Source organism: Weizmannia sp. CD-2023 (assembly GCF_036225245.1).
GTDB lineage: Bacteria > Bacillota > Bacilli > Bacillales > Bacillaceae_C > Weizmannia > Weizmannia faecalis.
This window is the reverse complement of the sequence record NZ_JARTJQ010000083.1, coordinates 1-18,336: the sequence shown is the minus strand read 5'-3', so window position 1 is coordinate 18,336 and position 18,336 is coordinate 1. Positions and strand designations below refer to the sequence as shown.

At 47.9% G+C, this 18,336-nt stretch carries 18 protein-coding genes; 9 read left to right on the top strand and 9 right to left on the bottom strand.

The features are described from left to right. The first annotated feature begins 12 nt into the window (after positions 1-12). The 4 genes from P9687_RS12445 to P9687_RS12430 all read left to right on the top strand — a co-directional run bounded on the left by P9687_RS12445 (position 13) and on the right by P9687_RS12430 (position 5,155). Entirely contained in the window at positions 13-441 is a 429-nt protein-coding gene (locus P9687_RS12445) for a MarR family winged helix-turn-helix transcriptional regulator (RefSeq protein ID WP_035189683.1), read from the top strand. Next, positions 438-1,637 carry an MFS transporter gene (locus tag P9687_RS12440; protein ID WP_035189682.1) on the top strand — a complete coding sequence of 400 codons (1,200 nt, stop codon included), beginning with the start codon at positions 438-440 and terminating at the stop codon, positions 1,635-1,637. Before P9687_RS12445 ends, P9687_RS12440 begins: the two co-directional genes overlap by 4 nt. 338 nt (positions 1,638-1,975) lie before the next feature. Beyond that, positions 1,976-2,962 carry a LacI family DNA-binding transcriptional regulator gene (locus tag P9687_RS12435; protein ID WP_328228505.1) on the top strand — a complete coding sequence of 329 codons (987 nt, stop codon included), beginning with the start codon at positions 1,976-1,978 and terminating at the stop codon, positions 2,960-2,962. A 195-nt stretch (positions 2,963-3,157) separates the two neighbouring features. Continuing rightward, positions 3,158-5,155 carry a beta-galactosidase gene (locus P9687_RS12430; RefSeq protein ID WP_328228506.1) on the top strand — a complete coding sequence of 666 codons (1,998 nt, stop codon included), beginning with the start codon at positions 3,158-3,160 and terminating at the stop codon, positions 5,153-5,155. 54 nt (positions 5,156-5,209) lie between these two features. On the opposite strand, the gene P9687_RS12425 is transcribed toward P9687_RS12430, so the two are convergent. Genes P9687_RS12425 through P9687_RS12405 form a run of 5 tightly spaced genes read right to left on the bottom strand, consistent with a single transcriptional unit; the run spans position 5,210 to position 8,851 of the window. After that, positions 5,210-5,395: a hypothetical protein gene (locus P9687_RS12425; protein WP_152598485.1), complete on the bottom strand. Its 186-nt coding sequence runs from the start codon at positions 5,393-5,395 to the stop codon at positions 5,210-5,212. A gap of 32 nt (positions 5,396-5,427) precedes the next feature. Then, entirely contained in the window at positions 5,428-6,105 is a 678-nt protein-coding gene (locus P9687_RS12420) for an ABC transporter permease (protein WP_035182477.1), read from the bottom strand. Positions 6,106-6,116: 11 nt separating this feature from the next. After that, positions 6,117-7,025: an osmoprotectant ABC transporter substrate-binding protein gene (locus tag P9687_RS12415; protein WP_014096132.1), complete on the bottom strand. Its 909-nt coding sequence runs from the start codon at positions 7,023-7,025 to the stop codon at positions 6,117-6,119. Between the two features lie 15 nt (positions 7,026-7,040). Continuing rightward, positions 7,041-7,694 carry an ABC transporter permease gene (locus P9687_RS12410; RefSeq protein WP_014096131.1) on the bottom strand — a complete coding sequence of 218 codons (654 nt, stop codon included), beginning with the start codon at positions 7,692-7,694 and terminating at the stop codon, positions 7,041-7,043. An 11-nt stretch (positions 7,695-7,705) separates the two neighbouring features. Next, positions 7,706-8,851 (bottom strand): betaine/proline/choline family ABC transporter ATP-binding protein, encoded by a 1,146-nt coding sequence (locus tag P9687_RS12405; RefSeq protein ID WP_014096130.1) that lies wholly within the window; start codon positions 8,849-8,851, stop codon positions 7,706-7,708. A 184-nt stretch (positions 8,852-9,035) separates the two neighbouring features. On the opposite strand from P9687_RS12405, the gene P9687_RS12400 reads away from it, so the two are divergent. Next, complete coding sequence (locus P9687_RS12400) at positions 9,036-9,581, top strand: GbsR/MarR family transcriptional regulator (protein WP_260832397.1); 546 nt, start codon at positions 9,036-9,038, stop codon at positions 9,579-9,581. A 14-nt stretch (positions 9,582-9,595) separates the two neighbouring features. Continuing rightward, positions 9,596-10,156: a maltose acetyltransferase domain-containing protein gene (locus P9687_RS12395; protein ID WP_260832398.1), complete on the top strand. Its 561-nt coding sequence runs from the start codon at positions 9,596-9,598 to the stop codon at positions 10,154-10,156. 273 nt (positions 10,157-10,429) lie between these two features. Here P9687_RS12395 and P9687_RS12390 read toward each other — a convergent pair whose 3' ends face one another. The 3 genes from P9687_RS12390 to P9687_RS12380 all read right to left on the bottom strand — a co-directional run bounded on the left by P9687_RS12390 (position 10,430) and on the right by P9687_RS12380 (position 12,834). Beyond that, on the bottom strand, positions 10,430-11,467 hold the full coding sequence (locus P9687_RS12390) for an SDR family oxidoreductase (RefSeq protein WP_043052588.1): 1,038 nt from the start codon (positions 11,465-11,467) through the stop codon (positions 10,430-10,432). A 350-nt stretch (positions 11,468-11,817) separates the two neighbouring features. Beyond that, positions 11,818-12,111 carry a hypothetical protein gene (locus P9687_RS12385; RefSeq protein WP_013858390.1) on the bottom strand — a complete coding sequence of 98 codons (294 nt, stop codon included), beginning with the start codon at positions 12,109-12,111 and terminating at the stop codon, positions 11,818-11,820. A 150-nt stretch (positions 12,112-12,261) separates the two neighbouring features. Next, positions 12,262-12,834 (bottom strand): cupin domain-containing protein, encoded by a 573-nt coding sequence (locus tag P9687_RS12380; protein ID WP_035191170.1) that lies wholly within the window; start codon positions 12,832-12,834, stop codon positions 12,262-12,264. A gap of 303 nt (positions 12,835-13,137) precedes the next feature. Here P9687_RS12380 and P9687_RS12375 point away from each other — a divergent pair, with 303 nt between their 5' ends. Further along, positions 13,138-13,953: an SGNH/GDSL hydrolase family protein gene (locus tag P9687_RS12375; RefSeq protein WP_328220773.1), complete on the top strand. Its 816-nt coding sequence runs from the start codon at positions 13,138-13,140 to the stop codon at positions 13,951-13,953. A 623-nt stretch (positions 13,954-14,576) separates the two neighbouring features. Continuing rightward, on the top strand, positions 14,577-15,293 hold the full coding sequence (locus tag P9687_RS12370; RefSeq protein WP_014096123.1) for an MBL fold metallo-hydrolase: 717 nt from the start codon (positions 14,577-14,579) through the stop codon (positions 15,291-15,293). 165 nt (positions 15,294-15,458) lie between these two features. Here P9687_RS12370 and P9687_RS12365 read toward each other — a convergent pair whose 3' ends face one another. Continuing rightward, positions 15,459-16,934, bottom strand: coding sequence for a carboxylesterase/lipase family protein (locus P9687_RS12365; RefSeq protein WP_328228507.1), 1,476 nt, complete (start codon positions 16,932-16,934; stop codon positions 15,459-15,461). Positions 16,935-17,084: 150 nt separating this feature from the next. On the opposite strand from P9687_RS12365, the gene P9687_RS12360 reads away from it, so the two are divergent. Further along, positions 17,085-18,336: YifB family Mg chelatase-like AAA ATPase (locus P9687_RS12360; RefSeq protein ID WP_328228900.1), on the top strand; the 1,252-nt coding region annotated here is incomplete at its 3' end.

The following is an 18,336-nucleotide window of genomic DNA, read 5'->3' as shown; positions in this document are numbered from 1 at the left end:
AGGAGGTTTTGGATGCAAGGGCTGTTTTACCGCTATATACGCTTATACCGTGTGCTGATCAAGAAATTGAACGGCTTATTGGCACAGTTCGGGTTGTCCTATTCGCTCTGGCAGGTGATGTTTTATGTGCGGAATTTCGGCCCGTGCACGCTTGTGGAAATCTGCAAGTATTATCAAATTGAAAAACCGAACGTGACAAGGGTTGTCCAAAAGCTGGAAGAACAGGGAAGCGTGGAACAGATCCCGGGAAAAGACCGCCGAGAAAAAGTGATCCGGATGACGGATAAAGGCGAAAACATCTACCGGCAGTGCCGCGCGGAAATTACCGGATTGGAAAAGCAGGCAATGAAGGGGATTCCGGAAGCGGAGCAAAAGATCGTATTCGAACTGCTTCCGCAAATCAGAGACAATTTAAATCACAAAGGGGAGGAAACAAATTGAGCAGGCCGAAGTTATGGACAAAGGATTTTATAATCGTTTCGACCGCGAACTTTTTTCTATATTTTACATTTTACTTATTGATGGCGACCGTTACGCTTTTTGCGACTGACCGGTTTCATGCATCACCAAGCGTGGCCGGCCTGGCATCAGGGATTTTCGTCGTCGGGGTCCTGGTTGCGCGGCTCTTTGCCGGCAAATCGATTGACCGCATCGGCAGGAAAAAGATGCTTTATGCCGGTTTTATTGCGATTCTCATCATTTCACTATTTTATTTTGTGACGAATCAACTGGGTGTTTTACTGGCTGTCCGCTTTTTAAACGGTGCAGCACTTGGAATAGCTTCAACTGCAACAGGAACCATTGTTGCCGGGATCATACCCAATGAACGCCGCGGGGAAGGCACGGGTTATTATGCATTGAGTGTAACACTTGCCGCGGCTGTCGGGCCTTTCGTCGGCATGTTCCTCATTCAGCACGCAAGTTTTAATATGGTATTTGCCTTATGTCTTGTGCTATTGGCTTTGAGCTTTATCTCCGCGCTCTTTTTAAAGGTGCCGAAAGTGGAACTGTCAAAAGCGGATCTGGAAAAGATGAAAGGGCTCAAAATCAGCAATTTCTTTGAGCCGAAAGTGTTCCCGATTGCCATCATCAGCGCATTTGTCGGGCTCGGCTACTCAAGCATCCTGTCTTTTTTGACTTCGTATGCGAAAGAAATGAACCTTGTAGATATTTCAAGCTTTTTCTTTATTGTTTATGCCGTGACGGTGCTGGTGTCCAGGCCGTTTACGGGAAGATGGTTTGATACAAAAGGCGAGAACTTTGTCATGTATCCTTCATTTCTTTTGTTTGCGGCAGGGCTCGTGCTGCTGAACCAGGCTGACAGCGGACTATTAATTTTATTGGCCGGAATTTTCGTCGGGCTTGGATACGGCACTTTCTCAGCAAGCGGGCAGGCGATTGCAGTCAAAGTATCGCCGAAAAACCGGATTGGGCTTGCGACTTCAACGTTCTTTATTTTTCTTGATGCCGGTGTCGGGGTCGGGCCGTTTTTGCTCGGGCTTTTGGTTCCGTTCGCTGGTTATCACGGCTTGTACGCCATCATGGCTGTTGTCCTTGTCCTTTGCGTATTTCTTTATTATTTTGTCCATGGGAAAAAAGCTGCATCTATGCAAGGCGTGGTGGAAGAAGCAGAATAATTTGTCTAAACACAAACCCGGGGATTGCCCCCGGGTTTGTGTTTTTTAGTGACTTGCCTGGGTCAAAAGCGAAGTGAACGAGAGTGGGATAGTCCGGTGGAAAGCCAGTGCAGGATCGGCCGGCAAAGACTTGGGAAATCAAAAAAGAAGCAAGGGGCAGGCTCTTTTGATTGCGCAGCGGAAGGTTCCTGTTTTTTCATAAGATAAGTTTAAAAATATTTTATAAAAAATTTGATTATATCTAATTGTTCCGTTTACAATAAACGTAAGCGGAATATTTTTACGTAAAAATAAATAAAAATTTACATAGAGTTTTCGTAAAGGAAAAGGTGGTTATTATGGCGACAATGGCTGATATTGCTAAAATGGCGGGGGTATCCATTGCAACCGTGTCCAGAGTCCTGAATTATGACGATAAGGTCGTTGCATCTGATGAAACAAAGCGAAAAATATTTGAAGCAGCCGAAAGTCTGAACTATACAAAACATATGAACAAAAAAACTGCGAGAAAGGAAAAAATAGCAATTGTACAATGGAGCTCGCAGGAAGAAGAACTGAATGATATTTACTATATGTCCATTCGCTTAGGAGCCGAAAAATGCGCACAGGAACATGGCCTGATCATCTCTCGGATTTATGCCGAGTACGAAAAGATCCCGGATGATGTGGAAGGAATTTTAGCCATTGGGAAATTCTCAGAACAGCAGATTCAAGTTCTTCAATCTTTTCATAAACCGATTTGCTTTGTGGATACTTATTATGAGGTGGGAAGTGCTGATCAGGTCATGATAGATTTTGAACAGGCAGTTAAAGATGTCATTGATTACTTCGTTCAACAGGGACATCAGCGGATTGGATATATCGGGTCGCTTGCTGAGGATGAAACGAATTCCGGAATTGATCCGCGCAGTCTTGAATATACCAAATATATGCAAAAGTTAGGGCTCTATCGTAAAGAAGATGTTTTCGATTTTAAAGGGAAATATGATGTTCGTGCCGGCTACCAGCAAATGATTTCTGCCATTCGGAACTTGGGGGATCATTTGCCGACAGCTTTTTTTATTGCAAATGATCCGATGGCGATCGGCAGTTTAAAGGCCCTTCATGAAAATAACATCCGGGTTCCGGAACAAGTGAGTCTGATCGGCTTTAATGACGTAAGTGTGTCCCAATATACGGTCCCCGCCTTGAGCACCGTAAAAGTGTATACCGAAGTTTTGGGCGAAGAAGGGGTGACACTGTTGCTAGAACGTATAAACAGTCGGGAAATCCCTAAAAAAGTCAGACTGGGGACAAAACTTGTTATAAGAGAAAGCAGCAAATGAAACGCTTCCCTCGCAAAATATTTACGTAAAAATTATGTAAAAAAATCAGCTGAAATGTTTAAATTTTTATTGATTTTTGCGTAAAACGGTGCTAGGATGGGGTTATGAATGATACCGTTTTCACAAAAGTGGAAGAAGGATGGAAGCATTGGGTGGCAGTGCACTTAAATAACGGACAACTTGGAGGAATGCGTGATGTTAAAAAAACAAGAAAAATTTTATTACGGCGGGGATTATAACCCTGAACAATGGGATGAATCTGTGTGGAAAGAAGACATGCGGCTGATGAAAAAAGCCGGCGCCAATTATGTAAGCATCAACATTTTCAGCTGGGCAAGGCTGCAGCCGGATGAAGAAACATATGATTTTTCAACGCTCGATAAAATCATGGATATGCTTGCGGAAAACGGCATCGGGGCGGACCTGGCCACTGCCACTGCGGCCCCGCCGGCATGGCTGTCGCGGAAATATCTCGATTCGCTTCCGGTTGACAAGGACGGGGCGCGCTTTCTGCCGGGGTCGCGCCAGCATTATTGCCCGAACAGCAAAGACTACGCGCGGCTTGCGGCGAAACTGGTGCGCAAAATTGCGGAACGGTACAAAAACCATCCCGCGCTTGTCATGTGGCATGTGAACAATGAGTATGGCTGCCACATTGCCGAATGCTACTGCGACAACTGCAAAAAGGCTTTTCAAACATGGCTCAAAGAAAAATACAGCACGATCGAGAACTTGAATAAAAGCTGGTCAACGGACTTCTGGAGCCAGCGTTATTATGAATGGGAAGAAATCTGTCTACCGGGGAAAACGCCGACTTTTGCCAATCCGATGCAACAGCTCGATTACAAAGCCTTTATGGATGATTCGCTGCTTGCGCTTTATAAAATGGAACGCGATATCCTGAAAGCATATACGCCGGATGTGCCGGTGATGACAAACTTAATGGGGCTGCACAAACCGGTGGACGGATTCCATTGGGCGAAAGAAATGGATCTTGTGACATGGGATGCCTACCCGGATCCGTTTGAGGACATCCCGTATGCGCAATTCATGGCCCATGATTTGACGCGCAGTTTGAAAAAACAGCCGTTTTTGCTAATGGAACAGGCAGCCGGCGCGGTGAACTGGCGGGCGCAAAACGCTGTGAAAGCACCGGGTGTGATGCGGCTTTGGAGTTATGAAGCGGCTGCGCACGGGGCGGACGGCATCATGTTTTTCCAATGGCGCGCATCCCAGGGCGGTGCGGAGAAATTCCATAGCGGGATGGTGCCGCATTCCGGGGATGAAGAAAGCCGGAATTTCCGGGAAGTGGTACAACTCGGCAATGAATTGAAAAATTTGGAAAAGGTAACGGGTTCAGCATATGCATCCGATGTTGCGATTGTTTTTGACTGGAAAAACTGGTGGGCGTTGGAACTCGATTCAAAACCTTCTTCGCTTGTAACCTATATCAAACAGCTTCTGCCGTTTTATAGGGTGCTTCATACCCAAAACATTGGTGTCGATTTTATTCACCCGGACGAGGCAATGGACCGGTATAAAGTGGTTTTCGCGCCGGCAAGTTACCGGGTGACAAAGACATTTGCGGATAAAGTAAAAGCCTATGTCGAAAACGGCGGTTATTTTGCCACCAATTTCTTCAGCGGAATTGCGGATGAAAACGACCGTGTGTATCTTGGCGGCTATCCGGGCGCGTACCGGGATATTCTTGGCATTTATGTTGAAGAGTTTGCGCCGATGAAAAAGGGGGCAGTACATCAAATCCGGACCGGGTATGGCGATGCGGCTATCCGCGTGTGGGAGGAAAAGATCCACTTGAAAGGCGCCGAAGCTTTGGCCTGGTTCAAAGACGGCTATTTGGCCGGGTCGCCTGCTGTCACCGCGCATCATTGCGGAAAAGGAAAAGCTTATTATATCGGGACACAGCCGGATGAACAATATTTGTCTTCGCTTTTAAAAGACATTTTACAGGAAGCGGATGTCCGACCAGCTTTGGATGCTCCTCGTGGCGTGGAAGTAGCAGTGCGCAAAAATGGAAATGAAAAATACTTGTTCCTGCTTAACCACACAGATCAGGTTCAGTTTGTGAATGCAGGTGGCACGTACCCGGAACTGATTAACGGGCATACTGAATCAGAAACGGTCCGGCTCTCACCCCGGGACGTAAAAATTTTGCAGGTGGTTGAAAAATAGGGTAGCACGAAGGGGAAAGTCTGTCTTTCGGACTTGCTGGAGATCAGGAAATGCTCACTTTTCAGTTGCTTTCTTGGAAAAACGGTATTCAGGGGAAACCACTCCGGCCTTTTCAGTTGGACGAACTGCAAAGTCACCGGAGAAGGCCATCATTTTCGAGACGTATTTTGCGATTTCCGGCAAAAACGCTGAAATCTCAGGCGAACCATTGATTCCACAGTCCCGGCGATACCACATCAAAAAGGATACCCCGCGTCACGCGGGGTATCCTTTTATGCTGCCTGTTCTACAGTCTGTTTGCGTGTTTTCTTTTTTACCGGAGAAAGGCGGCGTTCAATCCAGCCCATGATAAAGTCGGCAACGACAGCCATCAAGGCAGTCGGAATGGCACCGGCTAAAATAATCGATGTGCCATTTGAGACGCTGGTTCCGCGGACGATGATATCTCCGAGTCCGCCTGCGCCGACAAATGTGCCCATGGCTGCAATTCCGATCGCAACGACGAGTGCGGTCCTGAGGCCGGCCATAATGACAGACAATGCAAGTGGAAGTTCCACCATCCGCATGATCTGGAACTTTGTCATCCCCATTGCCTTGCCGGACTCAAGCAAAAATTGATCGACGCTGAGGATGCCGGTATACGTATTTTTTAAAACCGGCAAAAGCGAGTAAAGAAACAGGGCAAGCACGACCGTATTGGTGCCGAGTCCCATAACGAGCATCAACATGGACAGCATCGCCAACGACGGGACCGTTTGGATGATATTGGCAAGTGTGAGAATCCAGGCGCTTAGCTTGCGGCGGCGGGCCATGAAAATCCCGAGCGGAATCGCGACGACCGCTGCAAACAGAACACCATATGCCGACATCAGGAAATGGCGGTAAAATTGTACCCATACATAGTTGCCGTTTTCCCCGTAATAATGAAGTACGCTCCTGATCGTTTCCATGATCACCCCTCCTATTCAAAGTAATGATGTTTTTCTAGAAATTCTTTTGCCACCGTCGACGGTTCTTTCATTTCGACGTCACTTTCATAATTCAACTGCTGCATTGTTTTCGTATCAATTTTTCCAACAAGCTTTTGTAAAACTTTCCTGAGTTCAGGATGTTGTTTTAACGTGTCGTCGCGTACGACAGGGGAGGCGTCATACGGCGGGAAAAAGTGTTTGTCGTCTTTCAGCATAACGAGGTTGTATGCATTGATTCTTCCGTCGGTTGAATAGGCAAGCACAACATCCGCCTTTCCGCTTTTGACGGCTTTATAAACAAGCCCGAGTTCCATCGGGTACGTTTTTCCAAATGTAAATCCGTACGTTTTCACAAAACCGTCGTAACCGTCGCCTTTCCGTTTCAGCCAGGAGTTATCCACGCCAAGCCGCAAATCTTTTGCCACTGGTTTTAATTGGGAAACTTTTGTCAAGTGGTCTTTGTCTGCTAAGGATTTGGTAACAGTAAAGGCATAGGTGTTGGCAAATCCGAAAGAGTCGAACCATGTTTGGTGGAACCGTTTTTCAAACTGTTGTTTGACAATTTTTAACGCTTTTTCCGGGTCGGTCACCGGTTCCATGCCGAGTGCGCCTGCTAGATCCGTCCCGGTGTAGCGGACAGCGGAAATATTGATCTGCCCGCTTGTCATCGCTTTATGGAGCACAATCGAGGAACCAAGATTGTTGACCATATCGACTTTTATATTGGTATAATGTTCGATCATATCTTTTTCCATATAACCGATAATTTGTGTTTCCGTTGAGTTGGTCATGCCGATTTTTACGGACTGGCTGTCTGCGGCACTTAGGCCTGGCAGCGTACAGCCGCCCGCAAAGATGCTTAAGCAGAAAACAAGCAAGAGGGCTGCTAATTTTTTCATGTGCCGTCATCCTTTCTAAGCGGCCTGTTTTTGTTTCCGGATGCCTTTTGGAGTAGCAATCGTTTCAAGCTTTCCAAACAGGTAGTCCACGATAAGCGCCAAAATGGTTACCGGTACTGCGCCGGCCGCGATCATTTCCGGCTGGTACAAATTAAGGCCGCTGAAAATATAGTCTCCGAGGCCGCCTGCGCCGATAAAAGAGGCAAGGGTTGCCCAGCCAATTAAATAAACAGTGGAAAGGCGGATACCGGCCATGATCACAGGGATGGCAAGGGGAAGTTCCAAATGGATCACTCTTTCCCATCCGGTCATCCCCATCCCGCGCCCTGCTTCCACCAGTTTCGGGTCGATCCCCTTTACGCCGGTGTACGTGTTCCGCAAGATAGGCAGGACCGAATAGAAAAACAACGCCGCAATGGCGGGAAGCTTTCCAATACCGAAAATCGGAATGAAGAAGGCTAAAATGGCAAGGCTTGGGAAAGTTTGGATAACGCCCGCAATGCCCATCACAATATTTGCTGCCCGCCGGTATTTTGTCAACCAGATGCCAAGCGGAACAGCGACAACGATGCCTAAGATGACAGCCGTGATGGAGATATAGAAATGCTGCCATGTTTTGAACAACAGTTCGCTCCAATTGGCTTCCATAAACTGCATGAAGGCTTCCATGATTTTTCCTCCTAACTGATGATTTCAGATACGGGTTCCTCTTCGCCCCAGATGGAGTCGTAAACGATATCGACAAGGCTTGCTCTCGTGACAATGCCAACAAGCCGGTGTTCATGGTCGACAACAGGCACGTATTTAATGCCTCGTTTTAAAATTTTCCGGACTGTATCGCGGACGAGGGTGTCTTTTTCCACTGCGATTAAATTCGTTTCCACCACGTCTTTGACAAGAACCGGTTTCCTGCGGTTTCGATCGATGATTTCGACATCGATATAGCCGAGGAGCACTTTCCGGCTGTCTACGACAAGTAGGGAGTCAACCCGCTGTTCTTTCATGATTTGGATGGCTTCTGTTAATGTTTTATCGACTGTGACTGTAACGGCTTTCGGGCTCATGATTTGTTCAACGGTCTGGATATTCGGCCGGGCCTGAAGCAGCCGTTCTTTGCCGATAAACGTTTCCACAAATTCGTTGGCCGGTTCGCGGAGAATTTCATCCGGCGTGCCGGTTTGGACCAGTTTGCCGTCGCGCATGATGACAATCTGGTCGGCGAGTTTAATCGCTTCATCCATGTCGTGGGTAACAAATACGATGGTTTTGCCAAGTTCCTTTTGCAGCTTTTTCAATTCGTCCTGCAGGCTGTCGCGGGTAATCGGGTCAAGCGCGCCAAACGGTTCATCCATTAAAATGAGCGGTTGGTCTGCCGCCAGTGCCCGCAAAACGCCGATGCGCTGCTGCTGGCCGCCGCTCAGTTCATGCGGGTAACGGTCCAAAAATTCTTCTGGCATATCGACGAGCTGGAGCAGTTCTTTGGCCCGCTCCCGTTGTTTTTCTTCAGGCCATTTTAGTAATCGCGGGACAAGAGAGATGTTTTGCTGGATTGTCATATGGGGAAATAAACCAATTTGTTGAATCACGTACCCGATTTCTCTTCTCAGTTTAACGGGGTCCGTATCTTTGATGTTTTTGCCATTGATATAAATGGTGCCTTCTGTCGGTTCAATCAGCCTGTTGATCATTTTCATCGTGGTCGTTTTACCGCAGCCGCTCGGGCCGATAAAAACGATAAAACGGCCGGACGCAAATTCGAGATTCAAATCGTCCACGGCGCGTTTGCCGCCCTTATAAATTTTCGAGACGTGGTCAAACTTTAACAATTTTCGCACCTCCAGTTTGTTTTGGGTAGAGATTGGTTACAATATAAGTATACCGTAAAATTTGTAAAATGAAAAGTTTACGTATTGTACTTATTATATAGATGATATATATTGTAATTGAAGGCAATTGGTTCATCATTTTTTACAGTACTTCGGCAAAGCGGCCAAAAGGAGCATTTCTGGAATGGAAGAAAAAACGTTGGACAAAGTTGTCCGGGCGAAAGAACAATATATTGAAAAAATTGCGGACCATATTCGTGCTTTCGGCATCCCGCTAACCGTCGGGCGTGTCCTCGGCATTATCTACATAAATCACCGGCCGATGACGCTCGATGAATTGTCCCAGGCAACAGGCATGAGCAAGACAAGAATGAGCCAGGTAGTCCGCGAAATGGTCGATATGAATATCGCGGAAAAAGTGTTTGAAAAAGGGGTCCGGAAAGATCTTTACAATGTCGGCCTCGATTTTTACGACACTTTTGTTGCCATTTTTACGTCCAATTTGCGGAAAATCATTCACCGCAACAAATTCTTCGAAAAAAAATTTGCGCGTGAGTTGGCAGAACTGAAGGACAATGAAGAGCTGCCGCCGGAAATGGAGAAGCAGCTGAATCATTTTTTAAATGAGCTTTTCAATCTCGCGGAATATTATGATTGGCTTTCGCGGCTTGTCGATTTTTTTGAGAGTGGAAAAATTTTTGAGTATGTACCGAAGAAAAAACAGGAATAAACGGAGGCTGGCCCATGAGCACAGAAAAAGAAAAAATGATCGCCGGGAAGTTGTATAACGCGGGAGACCGGGAACTCACGCAGGCGAGATTGAAGGCCAGGCGCCTCATCCGTACGTTCAATGAAACAGATGAAACCGATTTGGAAACCCGGACAGCATTATTGAAAAAATTATTCGGTTCGACGGGGGAACACCTTTTTATCGAATCGGATTTCCGCTGCGATTACGGGTTTAACATTCATGTCGGGGAGAATTTTTATGCGAATTTCGATTGTGTCATTCTCGACGGGGGACCGGTTGAAATCGGGAAAAACTGCATGCTGGCGCCGGGTGTCCATATTTATACGGCAACACATCCGCTTGATGCAAAAACGCGCGTGTCCGGCCTGGAGTTGACCAAACCGGTGAAAATTGGCGATAACGTCTGGATCGGCGGACGCGCGGTGATTAACCCGGGCGTTACGATCGGCAACAACGCGGTGATCGCTTCCGGAGCCGTCGTGGTCAAAGATGTGCCCGACAATGCAGTCGTCGGCGGAAACCCGGCGCGGATCATCAAGATGGCGGAATCATAAGGGAGGCGGCGCCTTCCTTTTTTGTCGATGCAAGAAGGGATGCAAGCCTGGTATCAACGAAACGCCATGGGAAACCCGGGAAGTTGGGAAAAACCGGGAGAGCAGTTAAAGCCAGGGAAAAGAGAGGACGTGGAAAAAAACACTCTCAAAATTGGGGTTATGTAAACATAACCTATCGAGTGACCAGAATCAGTGAAAACTGGCGGCCATCAGTAAAAAAACAGCGGAACGCCAACCATAACAAGCCACCCTGCGGTCAAGGTGGCTTGCCCCTTAATCTTTTTGCCTGGGTGAAACGGCAGCCCAGAGCGCTGCCCCGACAAATGCAGCTATGGCGGCTGATGCAAGCGGATATTTGCTCATCTTGACATAATAACTGTTTCTGCGCATCCAGCCTTTATTCGTGCCCCGTTCATGCAGGCCGTAACCCGGATGGTAGAGGGCGCTGTCCGCTTTCGACTTTGACGGCCGGTCGCTGTGCTGCGTCCGGTACATGGTCAGCTCCATTAATTTATCCATGAACCGTGGCAAGAAGCGGCCTAAGACTGCGACCATTTTTGCCTGCGATCCGACATACATATCCCGCTTCGGGTGCTCGGCTGCAAACAGGATGGCTTCCGCGACGGCTTGAGGCGGGTAAATCATGGACATATAATGCGCCGGTTGTTTCTTAAGGTAGCTGCGCGCATGCTCATTATACGGCGTATCGATCCGGCCGGGGTGAACGAGCGTAATCGAAACGGGCGCATGCTCTTTTTCAAGTTCCATCCGGATGCTTTCCGTAAAACCGTGCAACGCAAATTTAGAGGAAGCATAGGTGGACTGGATGACGGTTCCGCGGTCGCCGAACAGGCTGCCGATATTGATCACAGCGCCGGGCACGCCGCGGCTTTTGTAATGCTGGACGGCTAACCTTGTCCCGTATACGGCGCCCCAGAAATTCGTGTCATACATGCGTTTCATGTCTTCAATGCTGACGTCCATCGCTTCGCCAAAAATTGAAACGCCGGCATTGTTCACCCAGGTGTCAAAGCCGCCGAACGTTTTAATGGCGGTTGCCGCAATATGCTTCACATCTTCTTCGCGGCCGACATCCGCCCGCACCCAGATGGCGGAACTGCCATTATTTTTTAACTCATTGGCAAGAATTTTCAACGCGTGCTCATTCCTTGCCGCGAGTACAAGCCGTGCGCCGCGGGCTGCAGCCATTCTTGCGGTGGCAAGCCCGATCCCGCTCGAAGCGCCGGTGATCACGATGACCTGGTCTGCCAGTTTTTTCAGTGATAATGGTTTTTCCATACTGGCATCCATACTGCCGTTGCCTTGTTGTACATAAGATTGGTCCAATGTATGCCCTCCTTGAAGTTTTTTTGCTGTGTTTCGTAATATATCTATACCCTGATTGCGGTTATTTTTGCAGCAGCAGGATTTGGAAATGGGAGGTTCCGGAATTGAAAAAGCAGGGAAGGCGCGGTTGGGCTTTTTTTAAGGGATGCATGGGAGAAATTGCTGAAACCGCGATTGCGGAAATCATTTGGAGAGTATTGGCTTCCTTGGCCAAAATCGTTGCCCGGTTCGCGCTACATGGATGGAATAACAGAAAAACCTTGGAAAATCCAAGGTTTGAATGGAGCACGATGCTGTTTTTAAAAATCTGCCTTTTAAAATGGATCATTATTTTCCGTTCCAGAGAAAGACTCAATGGCATGCTCAAGGGCGTTGTATGCCTGGCCGAATGCGCCTGCCGCCGAATCAGTACCTGCATGGCGGTGTTCCGGGATCGAATGCTTCGCCTGTTCGATCGCCGTAATGGCATCTTCAATCATCGTCCCTTTGTCCCCGTACTGCTGGCGGGCATCCTGAAGCTGCCGGATGCAGGCATCTAAATCTGCTGAATCGGGATGATTATAAGCGTTTTCGAGCTTTTCCTTCACTTGTTCCAAAATTTCCTTCATGATTCACACCCATTTCTGTAAAGAATACAAGGCTAGTCTTTCAAGTTGGGTTTCATTTTATGCAATATGGAATGCAAACTAGAAAGAAATTTCATCTTTTGCGCTGGAACCAGCCTGCCCTGGCGGCCGTTTCTGCCCGCGAACTGCCGCTCATCCTGCTTTGCCGCCCGGTTCAGGGGTCCAATAGGAAAAAAGCGGCCCGTTTTTTCCAAACACGGGATCGGTTTCCGGCATGCCGGTTTTGCGGATATTTTCGCGCAAGGTTTCATCTGCCCTCATTTGGGTATCATAATCCTGCCCGCCCGGATAACCCCCTGTCACCGCGAACCCGCCTCCTGACTCAATCCGTTTATGCCCGGTTCCGGCCGGCAACAGCACACAATCACCTTCAGAAATTGTAAAAATTTTACCTTGAGGGCCGCCAAGCTGCACTTTGGCATGGCCGCTCCGTACCGCAATCACTTCATGGGAATTGCTGTGGAAATGATGGTAAGGGAAAATGGTCCATACCCAGTTGTTTCCCCAATTATTTTTTTGAAACACTTTCTCAATTTCGTCTGTCCGTCCTTTAAAAACACCGTGGTAAATGAGCACAGGGAGAAACGGATTATTCGGAATCCCGCCGTTCTCCTCAAAATAAAATGCAGAAACGTTATCGTTTGCTGCCGTGCCCCCTGCATCTTTGCCGTCTGAAGCTGACATAAATGGAAGCAATCGTTTCATGGTTGTTTCCCCTCCTCTTTTAATCAGGTTTCATGATTTCCCGGCTTCTCGTTCATCTGCACGATACAGGCAGAATTTTCTTTTTGGTATGCTCCGCCCTTGTTATTGTTTTTCCCCGCCTAACCTATCGGAAACTTTCACTTTTTGCCAAAAATCCGCGGGCTTTTTTAATAAAGGCATCCATGGTGTAATGGGATACGGCAAAGCAAGTTTTTTTGGATACCCAACCACATCCTATCCTTTTTCCCTCTTACAGGCAAATCTTGTATAATAGTCTCAGAAACCATTCAGGAGGACGGCAGTTTGGGAAAAAAAGGATGGCTCGTAGTTTTATTGTTTTTCATTACGGCTGGTGTGCTGGGAACCGGTAACTGGTATTATCAGGCGAACACCGGAAAAACGATTGAAAAAGCACAGCAGCAATATAAAAAAGACTTGGCAAAAGAAAAGAAGCGCAGCCTGGAGGCAAAGGCAGCAAAGGAAAGCGCGGCAAAACAGATTTACGAAAAACATAAAGGGAAAGAACTGGTGTATTTGCCGGTCGGCTCCAGCCTGACAGCAGGGGATTTTGCAACGAAAAAAAGCAAAACGTATGCCGCTTTGTTGGCTGCGCGCATTCACCAAGGCCTTGGATATGAAGTGAAGACCATCAATGGCTACGGCAAGAGCGGGGCCGGCCTGAAGGAACATGGGGCAGACAGTCTTCCCCATATTATTTTCAATCATCCTGATCTTGTGACGATTGAGTTCGGTACGTTTGATCTGAACTGGAATGCCAAAAACACTTACGTTTCTGCCGGCCAATTTAAGAAAGATCTCGAACATTTTGTGGATGAAATCAGAAAGAGTACCGGCAAGAAAACAAAAATCATTTTGCTCACCACCTGGAACAGCGGGCAGTTGTCTTTTACTTATGACCGCGCCATTGAAGAGGTGGGGAAGGCAAAGGGTGTTCCTGTTGCCAATATTGAATCTGTCTGGCTGAACCGTTCCGATACACACGGCCAGAAAGGAGAGAAAGCGGCCACGGGCAAAAGCGATGGCTGGCTTGCCAATGACAAAGGGCATAAAGAAATTGCAAATACGGTGTACAAAAAAGCGTATGGGCTGTTAAAGTAAAATACTGGCTGCTTTTCGGAAGGGCAACCCCCGGTCTTTTGGCAGGCGCTCAAGGATTGTGAATATATCGCCCTGTCTTTCAGAAGGCTATCTCTGAAAGACAGGGCTTTTTGCTGTTTTCGGATAAATCACCTCAGTGAAAAACGAATTGTTCGTAATATAAAACAATTTGTTCTTAATATATTTTTAAAAAGCAAGGAAAACAAAGGAATGTTGCGAAAAAGAAAGTATTTTGTTCGTTATTACGAAAAAATGGCGTCGCTTTCAGCTGCATTTATTTTGAGAGACAGTTGATGCAATGCCCATTGTAATTCGTTATCAAGAACTATCGAGATGCAAAAGGTTAACATGCCGTTTCCAATTGTGGTTTTATAAAGTTGGCGTTGCCGGCGTGGCCGGGAGTTCTTCACCGAGAAACGGATTTAGTACGGTGCTGCCTAATACGGCCACCCATGTTTTTAACGTTCTCGTGCCAGGAGTCCTCCTTTTTCTTATTGGTGCAGCGATGGCGCGCACCAGCGCCATAAGCTCCAGCTTCGGAAGGAATAGCGAAAGGCAGCAGAATAGGGCTGTCTGTTTTTTGTGATAAAATGGAAAAGACAATGCAGATGGGAGGGATTCAATTGAAAAAAATTGCCGAGGGCGTTGCGATGCTGGAAATCAACCTGAACCATTTTATCATTCACCCCACTTTGATCTGGGATGAACAGAAAGCGGTTTTGGTAGATGCCGGCATGCCGGGTTCGCTTGATTTGATCCATGCAGAAATGGAGAAGGCGGGCGTGCCGTTTGAAAAATTGGACGCAGTTATTCTGACGCACCAGGATATGGATCATATTGGCAGCGTGCCGGAAATATTGGCAGAGTCCGGCCATTCCATTACGGTGTACGCACACGGGCTGGACAAGCCATATATCGAAGGGGAGAGGCTTCTGATCAAAGCGGATCCGGAAAAGATCGATCCGGCAAGATGGGAATCGATGCCGGAAGAAATGAAACAGATGTATTTGAATCCGCCGAAAGCGAAAGTGGACAAAGTGATCGGGGATGGAGAAGTTCTGCCTTTTGGCGGCGGAATAGAGGTGATTTTTACACCGGGGCATACGCCTGGCCATTGCTGCCTGTATCTTAAAAAGAGCAAAACATTGATCGCTGCGGATGCGATGGTTGCAGACAACGGCAAACTGCATGGCCCCAGACAGCAAGTCACGCCTGATATGGGAACCGCAATGGCTTCATTGAAAAAGCTGCTTGATTTTGATATTGAATCCGTCATCTGCTACCACGGCGGCCTGTGTTATGAAAATGTAAATGAACAGATTCGCAAGCTAGCGAAATAAAATAAGAGCGTGGCAAACAGCCGCGCTCTTATTTTAAGCCAAGCCGAAAAAAAAGAGGCGTGGCATGCGAAAGAATAATTTCTGTCCTTCTGTTCCCGCCCTGCCTGGTGCAGATCGATATCGGCGGTATGTTGATTGATTTCATTTGCCTTTTGCCGCGGCTTCTCATTCCCCCAGGCCGCCCCACAATGCCCGCTCGGCTTGGTGCGGATCCTTTTCTACTCTGCAATCCTGGCCAAAAATCATCGCGGGCCGCTGCCTTGTGTTATATGGCGGCCATTCGGGGAGCAGGCTGCAATTCGGATCGCCATTTTGGGCAAAAGCAATCCACGCCTGATGCATCTGGTCTGCAAGCGCATGCCGGCCGGGTGCATTTCCCGTTAAGTTTTCCGTGCCGGGTTGTTCCAGCGTATGCCACACAAATGGAATTTCCAGGGCATGGCAGGCTTTAAGCGTCCCGTTATAAACGGGGCTTTCCCAGTCAAACTGGTACATCCACACCTTTTCCCCGGTTTGTGCGCGGGTATCTGCCAATTTTAAGGCAGGACCGGTAAATACAAAGTATGTCATGATCCGGTCGTATAATTCCTGGGTAAATGCACTTGGATCTGTAATTTTTGCGGAAAGGGCGTCCCAATACTTTGCAAATGTTTTTTGGAAAACGTCCTGCATCTCTTTAGGGTCCTGCCTTTTCCACACCGGATCGAAAACAGTGAACAGCCGGTATTCGTCCTTATTTGTTCCGATTAAAACCGGAATGTCCTTTGCCGCATTTTCAAGAGCCCTTTCCGGATGTTCCGGCAGCACAATGCCATCTGTAACCGGAAGTAGGCTCATGAAAGGGAGCGAATTCACAGCCTCTGCTAGATTTTTTGCCGGCACCTCTGCCAGTTTTGCAACATCTTTTTTCTCCAGACCAAGCGTTTCCAGTATGCGTCGTGCATTTTTGGCTGCCCGTTCAGGTGTAGCGGTAAAATTGGCCGCCCCGCTTTCGAGAATGGCCTTATGAAACAACCCGCTTGCGGCAGGGGAAGAAAGCAATGCCGCAACACTCATGGCACCTGCAGATTCGCCGAAAATGGTCACGCAGTCCGGATCCCCGCCGAAAGCAGCAATATTTTCTTTTACCCATTTTAAAGCTGCGATCTGATCGAGGATCCCGCAATTTCCGGAGGCCTCATACTCTCCGCCCATTTCGCCAAGATACAGAAAACCGAGCGCCCCGAGCCGGTAATTGATCGTGACCACAACAACATCCCCGTTTTTGGCAAAAGCAGAGCCGTCATAAGAAGGCGCTGAACCTGCCCCGTTAGCAAACGCGCCGCCGTGGATCCATACCATAACAGGACGCCTCTCCCCGTCTGCTCCAGGCGTCCAAATATTAAGATTCAGGCAGTCTTCGTCCATATTTTCAGCCGGATTCCCGAGAAAATCCATCAGTTCAACCGGCGGCTGCCATGCAATTGGCCCGAACTGCGTGCAATCTTTTACGCCTGCCCAGGGTTCGGGCAGTTCCGGCGGGCGGAAACGCAAAGGTCCGATTGGCGGTTTTGCATAGGGAATCCCTTTCCAGATTTGCACACCTTTTTCCTCGTATCCCCGGGCCTTTCCGAAAACGGTTTCAACAATTGCTGTACTCATTTTTATTCTCCTTTCCGGAATGGATTTCTAAAGTATTCGACGGGAATGTGCAAATTTCCTTTCAGTTTTTTTGAAAAATAGATTGACAACGAACGTACGATCTTTTATTCTGTTTATAGAATGTAAGTTCGGGTGAAGGGGTGCGAAAATATGGCAACCATCATAAGCAGCATTGGCCTAAAGGGAATAGAAGGATATTGTGTTCATGCCGAAGTGCAGATGATGTTGGGGTGCGGGTCCGGGATCACCATTGTCGGGTTGCCGGATGCTTCGGTGAAAGAATCTAAGGAACGAATACGGGGTGCATGTTCATCGATTGGATGTATGCTGTTCCAAAGCAAAACGATTGTCAATCTTTCCCCGGCAGACGAGCGGAAAAACAGTCCTGCACTTGATCTGCCCATTGCAATCGGGCTGATGGCAGAAAACCACTTTTTTCATGCCAGAATTCCTGATCATACTGCCTTTTTGGGCGCGCTCTCACTGGACGGGTCTGTTCAGGCAGTGGCTGGGATGCTTCCGTATGTGATGGCAGCAAGGGGATTAGGCATGAAAAGATTGTATTTGCCAGCCTCTGCGGAACTTCCCTTTTCACAAATGGACGGGATGGATATTATATTTGTCCAGCATTTAAAGGACGTACTCGATTCATTGTCCGGAAAGAAGCTGCCGCCTGTCCGGAAAAAGAGGCAGCTGCAACCAGATGAGTATTCATTCGAAGCAGATTTCAGCATGATTCTTGGGCACCGGCATGCGAAAAAAGTACTGGAGATTGCCGCCGCCGGAAGCCACAATGTTTTAATGTACGGCCCGCCCGGAAGCGGAAAAAGTATGCTGGCTGAGGCTTTTCCTTCGATTTTGCCGCCGCTTTCGGAAACGTCTTCTTTTGAAGTGGCGGGACTCTATCAGCTTGCAAACGTGAAAAGGGGATTTCACCGGAAACCGCCGTTTCGCGCGCCGCATCACGCTTCATCTGCAGTTTCACTCGTCGGTGGGGGTTCCCGGCCGCATCCGGGTGAAATTTCATTAGCCCATCACGGGGTGCTGTTTCTCGATGAAATGGCCGAGTTTCCAAAAAGAACGCTTGATATGCTCAGGCAGCCGCTTGAAAATGGGAAAGTAACCATTAGCAGAGCCGCTTCCACGGTGACTTACCCTGCCCGGTTTATTATGCTTGCGGCCATGAACTTGTGCCCATGCGGTTATCTCGGGTCGCCCCATGCGTATTGCACATGCACGCCAAAACAAATTCAAGCTTATCAAAACCGGATTTCCGGACCGCTGTTAGACCGCTTTGACATATTTTTGCCAGTCGGGACAGTACCGTTACTGGAAGAGTCCGGGAAAATAAACGAAACTTCAGAACAGATCCGAACCCGCGTCACGGAAGCAAGGAAAAGGC